This is a genomic window from Colwellia asteriadis, from assembly GCF_039523295.1.
Taxonomy (GTDB): domain Bacteria; phylum Pseudomonadota; class Gammaproteobacteria; order Enterobacterales; family Alteromonadaceae; genus Colwellia; species Colwellia asteriadis.
In genome coordinates this window covers 581,086-598,092 of record NZ_BAAAFA010000001.1, presented here as the reverse complement: position 1 = coordinate 598,092, position 17,007 = coordinate 581,086, and the positions used below count along the sequence as shown (strand labels likewise).

The 17,007-nt window shown below is 38.3% G+C and carries 12 protein-coding genes; all 12 read left to right on the top strand.

Annotated elements, in window-relative coordinates:
* The first annotated feature begins 58 nt into the window (after positions 1-58).
* The 12 genes from ABD005_RS02490 to ABD005_RS02435 all read left to right on the top strand — a co-directional run bounded on the left by ABD005_RS02490 (position 59) and on the right by ABD005_RS02435 (position 16,717).
* Positions 59-556, top strand: coding sequence for a type II secretion system protein (locus ABD005_RS02490; RefSeq protein WP_343814584.1), 498 nt, complete (start codon positions 59-61; stop codon positions 554-556).
* Positions 546-1,121 carry a prepilin-type N-terminal cleavage/methylation domain-containing protein gene (locus tag ABD005_RS02485; RefSeq protein WP_343814582.1) on the top strand — a complete coding sequence of 192 codons (576 nt, stop codon included), beginning with the start codon at positions 546-548 and terminating at the stop codon, positions 1,119-1,121. The genes ABD005_RS02490 and ABD005_RS02485 overlap by 11 nt, the downstream gene beginning before the upstream one ends.
* Positions 1,121-2,005 (top strand): PilW family protein, encoded by an 885-nt coding sequence (locus ABD005_RS02480; RefSeq protein ID WP_343814580.1) that lies wholly within the window; start codon positions 1,121-1,123, stop codon positions 2,003-2,005. The genes ABD005_RS02485 and ABD005_RS02480 overlap by 1 nt, the downstream gene beginning before the upstream one ends.
* Before the next feature lie 31 nt (positions 2,006-2,036).
* Positions 2,037-2,525, top strand: a complete 489-nt coding sequence (locus ABD005_RS02475; protein WP_343814578.1) for a pilus assembly PilX family protein — start codon at positions 2,037-2,039, stop codon at positions 2,523-2,525.
* Positions 2,526-6,782 carry a DUF6701 domain-containing protein gene (locus ABD005_RS02470; protein WP_343814576.1) on the top strand — a complete coding sequence of 1,419 codons (4,257 nt, stop codon included), beginning with the start codon at positions 2,526-2,528 and terminating at the stop codon, positions 6,780-6,782.
* Positions 6,783-7,026: 244 nt separating this feature from the next.
* Positions 7,027-8,070 (top strand): rod shape-determining protein, encoded by a 1,044-nt coding sequence (locus ABD005_RS02465; protein ID WP_215978407.1) that lies wholly within the window; start codon positions 7,027-7,029, stop codon positions 8,068-8,070.
* A gap of 41 nt (positions 8,071-8,111) precedes the next feature.
* Positions 8,112-8,984, top strand: a complete 873-nt coding sequence (gene mreC / locus ABD005_RS02460) for a rod shape-determining protein MreC (protein ID WP_215978408.1) — start codon at positions 8,112-8,114, stop codon at positions 8,982-8,984.
* A complete protein-coding gene (mreD, locus tag ABD005_RS02455; RefSeq protein WP_343814572.1) occupies positions 8,984-9,463 on the top strand; it encodes a rod shape-determining protein MreD in 480 nt (159 codons plus the stop codon). The genes mreC and mreD overlap by 1 nt, the downstream gene beginning before the upstream one ends.
* Positions 9,464-9,492: 29 nt before the next feature.
* A complete protein-coding gene (locus tag ABD005_RS02450) occupies positions 9,493-10,095 on the top strand; it encodes a Maf family protein (RefSeq protein ID WP_343814570.1) in 603 nt (200 codons plus the stop codon).
* Between the two features lie 142 nt (positions 10,096-10,237).
* Positions 10,238-11,695, top strand: coding sequence for a ribonuclease G (gene rng, locus ABD005_RS02445; protein WP_215978411.1), 1,458 nt, complete (start codon positions 10,238-10,240; stop codon positions 11,693-11,695).
* Positions 11,696-11,772: 77 nt separating this feature from the next.
* Positions 11,773-15,837: a YhdP family protein gene (locus ABD005_RS02440; protein ID WP_343814567.1), complete on the top strand. Its 4,065-nt coding sequence runs from the start codon at positions 11,773-11,775 to the stop codon at positions 15,835-15,837.
* A complete protein-coding gene (locus ABD005_RS02435; protein WP_343814565.1) occupies positions 15,830-16,717 on the top strand; it encodes a carbon-nitrogen hydrolase family protein in 888 nt (295 codons plus the stop codon). Before ABD005_RS02440 ends, ABD005_RS02435 begins: the two co-directional genes overlap by 8 nt.
* The last annotated feature ends 290 nt before the right edge of the window (positions 16,718-17,007 follow it).

Sequence of the window (17,007 nt, the reverse complement as noted above, 5' to 3'; positions counted from 1 at the left end):
TTATTATTATTAAAAAAGGAGAGCTAAGCTCTCCTTTTTTGTCTAAAAAAATCAATTTATGAGAAATAATCTAGGCTTTACTACCATAGAATTAGTCACCGTTATTATTATAGTGGCGATTTTGGCTATTAATATATTGCCTAAATTTGATGGCTCTAACAGCTATCAAGCACATACCCATCGCGCACAATTAATTTCGGCGCTGCGCTTAACTCAACAGCGTGCTATGCAGCAAACTGATTCAAATAGTCATTATTGCCATCAACTTATTATTGAAGCGCAACGTTACGGGGTTGATGATAGAACCGATTGTACAAAGCAAAATATTATGCGGGCTAGCTGGCAACCTGACTTAACTGGTCATATTGTTGAATCAGGTAATAATATTACCTTTTCAATTGGCGGTAATTCTTCCGTTATTGTTCGTTTTGATTGGTTAGGTCGCCCTAGCTATCCCACTAGTAATTGTAATGGTGGCTGCACTATTACGGTTACAAGTGCTGTTGAAAGCCTAGACATTAAAATTGAAGCTGAAGGTTATATTCATGGGCTTTAAATCTTCATTATCTACCTCTTCAGTAAACTTAGCTAAACAGCGTGGTTTTACTTTAGTTGAAATTATTATTGGCATTGTTGTGTTATCTATTGCATTGGCGATAGTTTCATCATTAATTGTGCCAACCGAAGAGAAAAGCGCGGATAATATTTTGCAAGTTAAAGCCGCAGAATTAGGGCAAAGCATGTTAAATGATATTAGTAGCCGAGCTTTTGATCACAAATCAGATATGGCGGGTGGACGTATTCGCTGTGGTGAGCCAGATGACGGTACTAACTCCTGCACCGATGAGGCCGATTTAGGTTTTGAAGCAGCAGCAGGTGAAACCGCGAACGATAGTAGTACTTATAATGATGTTGATGACTACAATGGTTATAACGAAAAGAGGGATGTGCAAGGGGTTGCACTCGATAATAGTTACAGCAGTTTTATTATCAGTGTAGAGGTTAGCTATGCTGGCGAAGACTTAGGCTTAGCGCATACTTTAGCTAAGCGTATTGTTGTCACTGTTACTACTCCGTTAGGTACAGAAATAAAATTTGCTACCCATAAGGCAAACTTTTAATGGCGATGTTTAATGTAGCTAAAGCGCGCGTAAAAGCTAACCGCAATCATATTAAGCACAAAAATAACGGCTTCACTTTAATGGAGCTGATTATCGTTATTATTATCTTAGGGGTTATGTCAGTTGGTATTGGCGGTTTTATTACTCTAAGTACCCAAACCTATGTGAATGTTACTGAACGCGATGAGCTGACTTCAAGCGCCCGTTTTGCTATTGAGCGTTTAAATCGAGAGATTCGTAATGCGGTACCTAACAGTATTAGAGTTGCTGTTGATAACTCGACAAATCCTACTAAGCAATGTCTTGAATTTGTACCTATTGTTGCTAGTACCGTTTATACAAAGCTAGCGGTTATACCAGATGCCCCAGTCAATAACTTAACGGTTATTCCTTTTTTAACCTTAAAAAATGCCAATTATGTCTGTAATAGTTGTGGCGACCGAGTTATCGTTTATCCACTTTCGCCCGAAGATGTTTATCAAAACCATAATGATAATATCAGTAAGGTTTTTGCAATTGCTAGTTATCTTGATCCTGTTATTAATTTAACTGCGGGTAATGTTAATTTTGCGGAATATTCGCCAACAAGTAGGGCATTTATTTTTAATGAGCCAGTAAGTTATTGTGTAGAACATGGCGTACTCAATCGCTATTCAAGTTACAATTTCAACCATAATCAAGAGTTACCACCAAATAGTAATATCCTAAATGGTAGCTACAGTTTAATGGCACAAAATGTTTTTTTTAATAAAAATAACCTACCATTTACAGTGTTACCAGCTTCATTACAACGTAATGCGGTAGTGCAAATAAAACTCAATTTTACCCGTGATACAGAAACCGTTATTTTTGATCATGCGATTCATATTAATAATATTCCGTAAATTGAAGTGCTAGTACTAATGGAGTTTATTCGTGGTTAAACAAGTAATTTTACTAAGTAGACAAAAGCAACGCTCACAAGGGAGTGCGTTAATTTTGGCATTATTTATTATTATTGTTTTAACCTTATTAGGAGTTGCTTTGATGCGCGTTTTATCAAGTAGTAGTGAAACAATTGCTCAAGAAGTTATTGGCAGTCGAGCATTGATGGCGGCAAACTCAGGTATGCAAGCGCATTTACAAAAACTATTTCCATTGAACCCTGACCCTGCGGTAATGATTATTGATAATTGCCCAGTAGATAAAACATATAACTTACCTGAAACAGGTATAGATATACCTGGCTTGTATCACTGCAAAGCTGTCGCAACTTGCCAATTGTACTTTAGTGACCCAGATACACTCATTAAGTATTATCGTTTAACCAGTACAGGTGAATGTGGTAGCGGTGCTATAACCAGTGATACTAAAGATGTAGTACTAAGTAGCCGCACTATTCAAGTTGAAGCGAGGAGTTTATAAATGCTTCGTATTGTAAGCTTTATCTTTCTCATGGTGTTTTCTGCGCCTTGGCTTTATGCAGCTGAGTGCCTCGATATATTTCCGAGTTCACCAATGCCCCATGGTTTATTGCCCCCCGATAAGGTATTCATCAATGTCCCTCACTTTAGTGGTGCCGATGGGTTTCTTGCTAATCCTCAAACGTTAAATTTGGGTGATGGGCAGTATCAAAGTAATGCTGCGCAACAAGAAATATTTGTATCATCATCACCTGCCAGTGAAACTACAGCAAGACTCTATATTGCTAACGGGGTTAATTGGGTCAATGCCCAAATAAATGTTGATGGGAACCCTGAAGATTTAATTATTATTGCTAATGGTAGTATGTCTATTAGTGGTAACGACACTAAAATTAACGCCATTATTTATGCTAGAGGCGCAATTAGTCTATCAGGAAATCCTGATGACCCTCACGATAGTAATAGCCCCGGTGGTATTGAAATTAATGGTGCGGTGGCTGCAGAGGGAAGTATTTCAACTAATGCAAGAGTCACGATTAATTACGATGAATATGTTATTAATAACGCTGACTTTAACGGTATGTGCGACAATACTCCTGTAATAACGCCTGAGCCAATACTTGATTACCACTTTGATGAGTGTAGTTATACTGGCGCTGTCGGTGAAATAATTGATAGTACAGGGAACTTTTCGGGTAGAACTTTTAATGGGGTTGAGCGTGAAAGTACAGGGCAAATTCAAAGTGCGGTAAACCTATCAAATCAAAGGCACTATATAGAAACAGCCGTCCCCTTACCGACAAACTATTCTGTTTCAGTTTGGTTTAAAAAGCCAACAATAACTTCTGGTAGCCGTTATTACATTTTAGGCTCTATGAGTGGTGGTGGTGATTTATTGTATTTAGACCGCAATAATAGTTGGCGTTGGGGAGTTTATAATTTGTCGGGAGCGACTAATGGTAGTTATTCTTTTGCCAGTTTAGATAATTCATGGCACCACTTAACTTTGGTATACAACGCTGGTCAAACTCAGCTTTATATTGACGGTGTTTTAGTGGACACCATTAACCGCTCTGTAACCGGCACGCTTAAGTATATAGGTACATCATACGACGCAGTAAACACTAATAATGCTCAAGGCTTTAGAGCACCTTTAGATGAGTTCATGGTTTTTGATGGCCCGTTAAGTGCGAGCAATGTCGACGAAATATATAACTTTCAAGCAAGTCAATTTAACTATGATGGCAGTATTCGTACTCCTGTTAGCTGCCCTTTATTGGTGGGTTTATATCAATTTGAACAAAATAACTTTAATAGTCAAATTGATGATACCAGCGGTAACGATAATCACGCTAGCAATATAGGTGGGCAATCGGTTGCTCAAGGTAAATATTGTCGAGGATTTGATAGTAATGGTACTAATACAAGCTCACAAACTAATAATGCCTTTTCATCTAATGTTAATTTAGTTGATGATGTAGGTAACATGGGGACTATTAGTTTTTGGTTTAATGGTAATACTCATTGGGATCAAGGAGGCTATAATGGTGGCGAAAGGACACTATTTGACGCCTCATTAAACCTTGGCTTGGGAGTTGGTAACAAATATTTCGCCTTAAATATTATGAAGAACGGCTTGTTGCGCTTCTCGTTTGAGGATGATGTTGACGGTGACTTTTTTATTGAGGAGCCAATGATATCACCAAGAAGTAGTAATACTTGGTACTACATAACGGCTACTTGGAATTTTAATACCAACCAATTTGAGTTATATGTTGATGGCACTCTACGTATCAATGCAAATAGAAATACTTCAGGTGCTATTAAAGATTTAGGTAATGTTATCTTTGGTGATAACTCATCGACTTATAGTGGTAACAATAATGGAGCTCTTGCATCAAATTATTCGGCTAATGGCAAGTTTGACGAAGTTCGTATTTACAACTTTGTTTTAGCCCAAAGTGAAATTACAGCCGATATGAATGAAAGTTTTGGCTGCCCTACCTTTGATCATTTTCAAATTGATACCATTGATGCGCAAGGGTTAACTTGCCAAGCAGATAATATCATCATTAAAGCCTGCGCAGACTCAGCATGTAGTACTCTAAATACTGACAATTTCAATGTTGAATTATTGGTTAATGGCGTAAGTAATCGTAGTTTAACCGTTTCGGGTGGTAGTACTAATATTAGTTATGCTTACACATCGATTGGCAATGCGGCGTTAAGTTTAGATCAAGCTTATCAATGTAAAGGTAGTGCAACAACGCCATGTAATGTTGCCTTTAGTGATAGCGGTTTTATTTTTGGTAATACAGTTAATACTTACCCTGTGATCCCAATACAGTTATCAGGTAAACCCTCTAATGAAGGTTTTAAAGCGAGGTCATTATACTTACAGGCGGTAAAAACAAGTGATAATGCTGCGAGCTGTGTTGCGGCATTTCCTGAAAATAGCAATGTTGATGTTAACCTTTCTTATAGCTGTCATGGTGACAGTAGTGACTGTAAAAATGCTATTACATTAAACAACTCAAACAAGAGTTATGATGTTACTCAGTTAGTAACAGAGCGACGTTTACGTTTTGGCGCAGACTCTAAAGCGTATTTCTCCATACAATACCCCGATGCAGGTAAGTTAATCCTGAATGCGCAAAAATTTGTTGAAGTAGAAGATGATGCAGGTAATAAAAAAATATTGGACTTTAAAGGCAGCTCTAATGCTTATGTAGTGCGTCCTTTTGCTTTTGCTTTAGACTTTAATAACGACAGCAATAGTGCTAACGCCTTTGCGCAAAATGCTAGTGAGAGCGCTTTTAAAAAAGCTGGCGAGGCATTTACGATGACTGCCACTGCGGTGCAATGGCAAAATGGTCAGGATGACAATGCTGATGGTGTTCCTGATAATTTTACTGCAGTAAATGGTAATAGCGTAGCAGGACACTTTGTAGCTCCTGCATTGGACGTTACGCATAACTTATTACTACCTAATGATGCTGGTGCAGCGCCAGGATATTTATCCACCGAAACAAGCAATAGTTTTAGTGGGAGCACGGTTGATAATTCTTATACGTATAGTGAAGTCGGCATCATTGAACTGTTGGCTAATTTAAGCAGTGGTAATTATTTAGATGCCTGTGATAATGGCGGTAATGTCTGTTCAGACGGCAATATTCAAGGACAGGTAGTAAATGTTGGAAGGTTTACCCCTGATCATTTTGAGTTAAGTATTGTGAATGACGGCATTCTTGCTTCTATTTGTACAGGCGTTGACCCCGATATGCCATTCGTTTATAGCGGGCAAATGAGTGATTTAACAGCTACAGCTAAAGGTACATTACAATATTTAACGCAGCCACAATTGTCAATAACCGCTAAATCCTCGCTATGCCCAGCAGGCGTTTGTAGTACTACAAAAAATTATCGTGGTGACTTTATGAGATTACCACTTTCGGGTATAAATCGTTATCAAGTTGATGATGGGAGCGGGACGAATACTAAGGTTGATTTTCCTATTAGTGATGCATCACGATATGGTGTTGATACTACTAATAAAGTGCGCTTAGTAGCTACTTATAGTAATGGTGAGTTAATTGAGCAAGTAGCGCCACTAGGAACATTAACTTACCGCTACAGTGTTAATGATCATTTTGTCTACTTACATGAAAAAAATTCAGAGATACCACCGTTCACATCGGATATAAATTTAAGTTTAGCGTCGATAATTGATGCCGATCTTATTAGTGCAAATGATGCCGATGGCGATCCTGATGCATTAGGGCCTATTTTAAACGCTGATACTGTCATTACCTTCAACCCAGCAGGAAAAGAAGTACGTTTTGGTCGTGCAATACTTGAAAATAGTTTTGGCCCTGAAACTTCAAACCTGCCACAACCATTACATCTACAATATTTGGCAACAACAGGTAACTATGTTGTCAACTCTGACGATGAGTGTACTGTTTGGGATAGCAGCAAAATTGACTTAAACACGATAACTTTAAATAAAAATAAAACGAGTGCTGAGGGCGGCAGTGGTAGCTTTGTTGAGGGGTCAACGCGCGATATTTATTTAACGGCGCCTACTGGTAATGGCATTTTGCAAGGCAAGGTTGGAGTGGAGTATTCTATTGCGCCTTGGTTGCAATATGACTGGGATGATGACGGTTTGTTTACCAATAACCCTACTGCTGTTGCTACCTTTGGTGTTTTTCGTGGTAATGATCGTATTATTTATCAGCGAGAAGTTGAACGCTAAAAGCAATATACTCTTCTCTCGCTTTGTTACTGTAGCCTAAATTTGTATTTAGGCGCGTTAACTTTTGACAAATCATCAGTGATTTTGGTTCGTTAATATGTTTTAAAAAAAGTGATGTTTCTTAGCTATTTTTCTGTAAAAAAGCAACACATTATCGTAAGACTAAGGTATGATTGACTGATCTGTATAAGAATAATTTTTCGGTCAAATTAACTCTCCATTTTTTATAGGACATTTGAACGCTATGTTTAAAAAATTGCGCGGTATGTTTTCTAACGATCTTTCTATCGATTTAGGAACCGCTAACACCCTTATTTATGTTAAAGATCAAGGTATTGTTTTAAACGAACCTTCAGTTGTTGCTATTCGACAAGACCGCTCCGGTGGGTCAAAAAGTGTTGCAGCAGTCGGTACTGCAGCAAAGCAGATGTTAGGTAGAACGCCTGGCAATATCGAAGCAATTCGTCCGATGAAAGATGGTGTTATTGCTAATTTTTTTGTCACTGAAAAAATGTTACAGCATTTCATTAAACAAGTGCACAGTAATAACTTTTTACGTCCTAGTCCACGTGTTTTAGTTTGTGTTCCTTGTGGTTCAACGCAGGTTGAGCGTCGAGCTATTCGTGAATCAGCCTTAGGCGCTGGTGCTCGTGAAGTGTATTTAATTGATGAGCCAATGGCGGCTGCAATTGGTGCAGGTATGCCTGTATCAGAAGCTACTGGCTCTATGGTTGTTGATATCGGTGGTGGTACTACCGAAGTTGGTATTATTTCATTAAATGGTGTGGTTTATTCATCGTCGGTACGTATTGGCGGCGATAAATTTGATGAAGCTATTATCAATTACGTTCGTCGTAACTTTGGTAGCCTGATTGGTGAAGCTACGGCTGAAAGAATTAAGCATGAAATTGGCTCTGCTTATCCAGGTGAAGAGTTAATTGAAATAGAAGTGCGTGGTCGCAACCTTGCAGAAGGTGTTCCTCGTAGTTTCACTCTTAACAGCAATGAAATTCTTGAAGCTTTACAAGAGCCATTATCAGGCATTGTTAGCGCTATTATGGTGGCATTAGAGCAGTCACCACCAGAATTAGCGTCAGATATTTCTGAACGAGGCATGGTGTTAACAGGTGGTGGCGCATTATTAAAAGATCTTGATCGTTTATTAATGGAAGAAACCGGTATTCCAGTAGTTGTTGCTGAAGACCCATTGACTTGTGTAGCACGTGGCGGTGGTAAAGCCCTTGAAATGATTGATATGCACGGCGGCGACTTATTCTCGTATGAGTAATACTGATAATAGATGTATTGCTTAGCTATTAATTTTATTCTATGAATCCAATTTTTAAACATGGACCCTCTCCTCAGCACCGACTTGTCTTGGTGCTTTGTTGTTCTATTGCCTTGATATTTTTTGATCATAAAATGGCGAGTTTTGATACGGTACGTGGTTATTTGCAGTCGTTAGTTAGTCCACTGCAGTTTATGGCTAACGCACCTAAACAAATGATTACATGGGCAGCAGATAACTTAGTCACTCGCCAACAATTGATGGCTGAAAACCAAGCGTATCAAGAAAAAGAATTGCTTTTTAGCGAGCAGAAAAAGCAACTCGCTATTATTAAGCAAGAGAACGAGCGCCTACGTTTATTGTTGTCTTCTCCTATTCGCAGCGAAATAAAAAGAATGGTTGCTACAATTTTATCTGTAGATAGTGACCCATATAGCCACCAAGTTGTGATTAACCGAGGTGCTGAGGATGGTGTCTATGAAGGGCAACCAGTACTTGATGAAGAAGGCATTGTTGGGCAGGTTTTATTAGTTGGCGCACACAGTTCACGCGTTATTTTAATTACAGATCTTACCGTTGCTGTACCTATTCGAGTTCAGCGTAATGGTATCCGGTTGACCGCTTCAGGTAGTGGCAGAATAGACCGACTTGTTCATAATTTTGTACCTCATAGTGCTGACATTCAAGTAGGCGATTTACTGGTAACTTCAGGTTTAGGAGGAAAGTACCCTGAAGGTTACCCTGTTGCTAAAGTTATTTATGTGAAAGCGGATGAATCAGGCGAGTTTGCGACAATTTATAGTGAACCTGTAGCGAAAATAGATCGCTTACGTTACTTACTATTACTATCGGAAGATAAAGCTACCAGTATTTTTGCACCAAAAAAATCTAATGTAACAGGTGATAAGTCTTAATGTTTTCTCATAACGGCATTATTATTATTTTTAGTTTGTTGGTCGCATTGATGGCTAGCATTATGCCAATGCCACTAGCATTCGATGCTTTTCGTCCTGATTGGGTTTTGATTGTTTTAGTTTATTGGTGTTTAGCGTTACCGAGTAAAATTAACATTATTACCGCATGGTTGATGGGGTTCTTACTTGATGTATTGCTAGGGTCTACATTAGGAATTCACGCGGCAGCCATGGCATTAACTATGTATATTGTTGTGGTTAACTTTCAAAAAATTCGAAACTTTTCAGTGTGGCAACAGGCTTTAATTATTGGTGTATTGGCGGCTCTTTATCACTTAATTGTTTTTTGGTTACAGCGCTTTTTAAGTGATGCGGTGTTTTTGCCGAGTTACTTATACCCCGTTATTACCAGTATTATTTTATGGCCTTGGGTATTTTTATTATTACGCCGAGTACGTCGCCACTTTAAGATTAAATAGTAGAACATTAGTTTAATAGATTAGAAATTATGACAGATAAAAAGCTTGTTTTAGCGTCACAGTCACCAAGGCGACAGCAACTGTTAGCGCAGCTAGGCTATCAATTTGCAATACAGATAAGTGATATTGATGAATCGGTACAACAATCTGAACAAGCAGCTGACTATGTAGTGAGGCTAGCTACTGAAAAAGCGAAAGCTGTCTTCTCAACGTTGTCATCATTTACGCAAGCACAAAGTCTGGTTTTAGGCTCAGATACTTGTGTGGTTATCAATAATGCAATTCTTGGTAAGCCTGCTGATTTAGCTGACTGTATTTATACATTATCTTTGTTGTCAGGTAAAAAACATCAAGTATTAACGGCTATTGCCGTTGTTACTGCGGATAAAATTGTAACGAAATTAGTAACAACCGACGTACAGTTCAAAGTACTAAGTGTTGCCGAGATGACGGCTTATTGGCATACAGGTGAGCCACAAGATAAAGCGGGAAGCTATGCAATTCAAGGTATTGGAGGGCAGTTTGTTACTTCAATGACCGGAAGTTATTCAGCAGTGGTTGGTTTGCCTTTGTACGAAACTGCTGAATTATTAAAAACAATGGGGTTACCTTCAGCAATACAACAAAACTAGCTACAGGTTATTAGGTAAAGCTTGCTCGATAACTGGTATAGTTAATATAGATTTAAAGCAATGATAACGTATACCTATAAAGCAAGTGCAGTTTAAGTTTACAGATAATCTCATTACCTTCAACGAGCAATAAAGGATATTCATGAGCGCAGAATTATTAATTAATATCACCCCGAGTGAAACTCGCGTAGCGCTTATTGAAAATGGCTCTTTGCAGGAAGTTCATATAGAACGAGAAGCCAAACGAGGGATTGTTGGTAATATTTATTTAGGTAAAGTCATTCGTGTTTTACCAGGTATGCAAGCCGCTTTTGTTGATATTAACCTTGATAAAGCTGCATTTTTACATGCTTCCGATATTAACTCCAAGCTGATTTTAAATGAAGAGACTGATCAAGTGCCTGATATTAGGGCGCTTGTTCATGAAGGCCAGCAACTTATGGTACAAGTGGTGAAAGATCCTCTGGGTACTAAAGGCGCACGTTTAACAACAGATATTACTATTGCCTCCCGTTATTTAGTGTTAATGCCAAATGCTAGTCATGCAGGTATTTCTCAACGCATTGAAGATGCGAATGAACGTAAGCGTTTAAAGTCGGTTGTTAGTCCTTATTGTGATGATAAACAAGGGTTTATTGTACGTACTGCTGGTGAAGGGGCAGGTGAATTGGAATTAAAACACGATGCCGAGTTTCTTCGTCGTGTATGGCAAAAGGTACTTGAACGTAAAAAACGTAAGCAAATGAAGTTGCCTTTATATCAAGACTTGTCATTATCGCTACGCGTCTTAAGAGACTTTGTTGGTATTGAGTTAGAACGTATTCGTATTGATTCTAAACTTACTTTTGATCAACTTGTCGTCTTTACTAAAGAATTCGTTCCAGAGTTAACACCGCTATTAGAATACTACCCAGGCGAACGCCCTATCTTTGATTTGTTTTCTGTTGAGCGAGAAATTCAACGTGCTTTACATAGAAAAATAGAATTAAAATCAGGTGGTTATTTAATCATTGATCAAACCGAAGCCATGACCACTATTGATATTAATACTGGGGCTTTTGTTGGGCACCGCAATTTAGAAGACACTATTTTTAGTACCAATGTTGAAGCAACACAAGCGATTGCGCGTCAATTGCGACTGAGAAATTTAGGCGGCATTATTATTGTCGATTTTATTGATATGCACGATGAAGATCATAAACGACGAGTACTACACAGCCTAGACATGGCTATGAGCAAAGATAATGTCAAATATAGTATTCATGGCTTTTCTTCATTAGGGTTAGTAGAAATGACCCGTAAACGCACTCGCGAAAGTTTAGAGCATATACTTTGTGGTGAGTGTCCCGTTTGTACAGGACGCGGTAATTTAAAAACGGTTGAAACGGTTTGCTTTGAAATATTGCGTGAAATTGTACGGGTAAACCGTGCTCACGATGCAGATAAGTTTATTGTTTATGCATCAAATGCTGTTTGTGAATTTTTAGCTAACGATGAATGTCATAATTTAGGTGAAGTCGAAGTATTTATTGGTAAGCAAATCACAGTAAAAGCAGAAACCATGTATAATCAAGAACAATTTGATGTCGTGATGATGTAGCGATATGAGGTTATAATGCTATTAGATGTTGTGATTATCCACAATACAGAAAAAATTAGAGGAAAGTACACCGTTTCATGAGTATTGCTCGCACATCCAACCGTTGGTTAAACCGACTTTATAAAGCCGTTGCCGTTTTGGTGGTATTAGTGGCTGTGTTGATCAGTGCTTTTCGTTTATTCCTTCCCTATGTCCCTCATTACAAAGAGGACTTTCAAAATTATATTAACAATCAAAACCAAACTAAGCTAACGATCGGTTCGTTAGCAATGACTTGGCAAGGAGTAGGCCCTACCTTATTAGTTGGCGATGTAATTGTACTTGATAGTGAGCAAGCACAATTTAAAATTACAGAGTTAGCTGTGCAAATTGATTTTTGGCGTTCGGTTACTACAGGGCGACTCATTTCCGATAATTTAGTATTGTCGGGTGCTCATGCTGTTTTTGACCAGAAATTGTTGCAAGAAAGCTCTTCTGCTGATGCAAGTAATCATAATTTTGAAATCATAGCGAACCTTTTTCTAAATCGTATTAACCAATTCTCTTTACGTAATAGTCAAATTATTGTTCGAGACGATAAAAAAGACCGCCATTTTCATATTAATAAACTTAATTGGTCAAATGAAGATGATCGTCACCAGGCTGAAGGTACGGTGGTAGTTAATGGCTTAAGTAGTAATAACTTACAAGTAAAGGTTAACTTGCAAGGTGATAATATTAATAATTTAACGGGGCCGCTGTATTTACAAGCGAATCATATTGATATTACGCCATGGTTAAACAAAGTATTAGCATTAGAAGGTGAAAAAGCAGCAACAGATATTAACTTTTCTGCTTGGCTTAACGTAGAACGTAGTACGTTAAACAGTTTACAGGTTGAGTTAGGCGATAGCACTATCAGTTGGTTGCTTGAAACAGGCGATAAAACTCTGACCTTTGAAAAAGGGCAGCTATTATTGAGTAGAGGCTCAACAAAAGATCATTTCGACTTATTCAGCACACCGCTTGTTATGCATATCAATGACGAGGTAACGCAAGAGATAAAAATAAACCTCGCGAAACAAGGAGATAGTTTTAGTGCACACCTTTCAAGTATTGATTTAGCGCTATTTAGTCATTTACCTCCCTTATTTTTACAAGATAAAAATCAACATGCCTTATTAGAGAAGTTAGCTTTAGTCGGTAGTTTAGACGATGTTTTTATAAAGTACTCCCAAGGAGGGCTTTCGCTTTATAGCGATTTTTCTGGCGTCTCTAATCATTTTAGTCAAGGTATTCCAGGGCTTGATAATGTTTCAGGTGATTTAAGTTTTGTTGATAATTATTTGACAGTAAACCTATTAGCAGAGCAAGGTTCTTTAGATTTTGCGGAGCATTTTGTTGCTCCTTTCCCTTATAAAACGTTAACGGCACAGGCTAATATCGACTTTAGTGATGTAGGTTGGTCATTACAGGTTAATCAATTGGACTTTGTTTCTAGTGCGATTAATCTTTCAGCACAAGTGCGTGTTACCGCTCCTCAAAATGAGGGTGTCACTATGGCTTTATTAGCTAATGTTAGTGATGGTGATGCCGGTATGGTAGGTAAGTACTTACCATTATCAATCATGAGCGAGGATCTCGTTAGTTACTTGAATAACGCTATTATTGCTGGGCAGTTAACACAGGCACAAGTTTTACTTAATGGGCCTTTAAAAAGTTTTCCATACACAGACGGTAGCGGAATTTTTGTCGTTGATGCCGAGTTAACAAATAGTACTTTTAAATTTGCCGAGCAATGGCCAGCAATAACTAACTTTGCCGCCAATTTAAATTTCACTAATAATGCTATGTTAATTACAGGAAGAGAAGGAAGCCTAAGTGGGCTTGATGTAGAAGGCGTTAAAGTTGGCATTAATGATTTAGCCCACAAGCAAGTGCTTACGGTAGATGCACCTATTAGTTCAGTTGCCGCAAAGCATGTTAACCAGCTAATTACGCAGAGCCCCTTAAAAGATAGTGTTGGTAGTGCCTTAAGCTATCTTGGAGTTAGTGGTGATATTTCAGGACAGTTTGAGTTAATGTTACCGTTAAATGCACTGGATGACGTTGTTGCAAGTGGCTTAATTAACTTTTCAAATAATAGTATGAAGCTCGCCGCACCAGAAATATCACTGCACAATATTGTTGGCCAGTTAACTTTTGTTAACGATAAAATTAATACCGAAGCATTATCATTAACATGGCAAGATCTACCGCTGAATATTGCGGTGACAGGTGCAAATAAGCCTGATTATTATGATACTGATATCATGCTGTCGGCACACTGGCAACCCAAAGCATGGCAACAGCATATACCTGAATCACTCACGAAATATCTAAGTGGTGATATAGACTGGCAGGGGAAGTTATCGCTCCATCAGCACAATCAAGGGGGCTTTTCATATGACTTCAATCTGAAATCAGATTTGACTAACACGGCGCTTGATTTACCTGCCCCTTACCATAAAAATCTGACCACTACCAAAAACTTTACTGCTCAGGTGAGTGGACAATTAGACAAGTCACAAATCGCAGTCGATTATAATGAACAACTTAGCTTTTTTGGGGTTCTAGATCACGACACTAGCGCTTTTTCTCGTGCACACCTAGTGGTAGGTGACGATACTATGTTGTTACCTATGGATGGCTTTCATATTACCACTAAGTTAGATCAAGCCGATATTGCAAGCTGGCAACCTTTTATTAGTGATGTTCTTAATAGTATTAATGATAATAAAAGAGACCCATCAGCAAACTACCAACCCCTACTATCAGCTCCTGAGCGTATTAGAGGTACCGTTGCAGAGCTTGATGTTTTAGGACAAAAATTACATAACGTAAGTTTTAACCTCTTAGATAAACAAGATTGGTGGCTATTACAGCTAAATGCCAAAGAAACACGCAGCCAAGTGAAATTTTATCCTGATTGGCTTGAACAAGGTATTGAAGTAAATGCTGAGTTTATTCACCTTAACCAACAGCCAAAGAATGAGAACCTAAGTGATATTGCTACTGTTGCTGGCAGCTTAGCAACGATCGAAAACTCTTTTGACGATGAGCATTATGATGATGGTGTTTTTGCTAATATGCCGCCGATTAAGCTGCACTGTGATCGTTGTCAAATAGGGTTGCTTAATTTAGGCAAAGTTGACTTTACGCTTGAGCGTGATGGTGATGTGCTGAAAATACCTGATTTTACTGCTAAACGAGAGCAAGCCAATATAAACTTCGCCTTAACATGGCTTAAAAATAGCGATATTTCACAAACCACTATTGTAGGTGAAATGGCTATAAATAGTGTTGAACACGAACTAAGCGCGTTGGGGTACGACTCTATTATTCGTGATAGCGGCGGTAAAATGGAGTTTAATTTAGATTGGCAAGGCGGGGTTCATCAATTTGACTTAGCACAGCTTAATGGTAAGTTTCAGGCAAAACTAGATGATGGCTATTTAGCCGATGTACCAGACAAAGCCCGTATTTTTTCTGTGTTAAGTTTACAATCTTTGGTGAGAAAACTGACGTTAGATTTTCGAGATATATTTAGTGACGGTATGTTTTATAGCAGCATTAAAGGTGACTATCAGGTGAGAGAAGGCGTGTTATATACCAATAATACCCAAATGGATGGCACTGCGGGTAATCTGTTAATGACAGGAAACACTCACTTAATTAACGGCGAGCTAAACTATAATATGTCATATAAGCCGAACTTGAGTTCAAGTTTGCCCGTTATGGCGTGGATTGTAACGTTAAACCCCGTGACCTTTTTGGCAGGGGTTGCTATAGACCAAGTCATTAAGTCGCAAGTAGTGTCAGAGTTTAATTTTGCATTAACAGGAACGGTTAATGAGCCTGACTTTAAAATGATTGATCGTAAAATGAAAGATGTCAGTGTTGGCGGTGATAAAGCGGATATGGTTGATACCGCTGATTATCAAGGTAACAGTACTCCACCAAATGATAAGCAGCAATTGGAAAACCAGCACAATATAAACTTACCAAATAATGAAGCACCGCATTTAAAACAGTATAAATCACCACTTCACGATAAATCGCTACAGAAAAATAAACAACAGCAAGAGGCTAATAGTCTTAGCACTGAGAAACTGAATGGTTAATACCTCTACTATGCAAGATCAACCCAATAGCCAAGTATTACTCTCGGCAATACAGTTATCATCGTGTACTGATGTTGAGATTAACTTACAAAGTATTGCTAAGCAGCTGAGCCAGTTAACTGAGCAGCAATTAGCTTCTGACTCACAAAATCACCAACATATTGTAGTACTGCCTGAATGTTGTTTACTGTTTGGCGCTAAAGATAGCGAACAGCTCAATTTAGCGCAAAAAACTGCCGATAATCAGTATTTACATCAGCAATTAGCAAAGTTAGCTAAACAATTTCAAGTGTACTTGGTGGCTGGCACTATTCCAATATTGGGCTCTAAAAATGATAAGTTTACCAACAGTAGCTGTGTTTTCTCACCACTAGGTGAACAGCTTGGGCAATATGATAAAATTCATTTATTTGATGTAGAAGTAACTGATAATACGCAAAGCTATTGCGAGTCGCGTTATACCCAAGCCGGAGCTATTAACGATAGTAATATTAGTATTGTTAAAACTCCCTTAGTAAATATTGGTTTAACGGTTTGTTTTGATTTGCGCTTTCCTCAGTTATTTCAAAAATTAAGTCAACAAGGTGCCAACGTGATTACGGTACCGAGTGCTTTTACTCAAGTCACGGGTGAAGCACATTGGCAAACCTTATTACAAGCAAGGGCAATAGAAAATCAAATGTATATTATTGCAGCAGGGCAAGAAGGTACTCATGAAAATGGTAGAAAAACATGGGGACATTCAATGATTATTAGTCCATGGGGTGATATTCTTACTTGCTTAGCGCAGGGAGAGGGCTTTATTAGTGCAGTATATGATCCAGCGCACCTTGCTGATATTCGTCAACGCATGCCATTAAAGTCGCCCTTATCAAAGTGATGCGTGCAAACTAATAAACACACTGTAAAGTAAGTCTATAGCGGATAAAGAACACGTAAAAAGGCATAAAGATAGTTACCTAAATAACCTGAACTCGGTTTAATAGATATTTAACAAATTGAAATATCAGCAAAAATTATTTTTCTGAATCTCTAGCTTAATAGCTTTTCTTCTTTTCATATGATAAGCAAGACAAATTTCGCGTCAATAGCTGGCCTATTGCAAGTAAATTTAACGAAGAAATTAGGAAAAGTAGCAGCTAGAGAAAAATTTGTTAAGCCGAGCTCAGG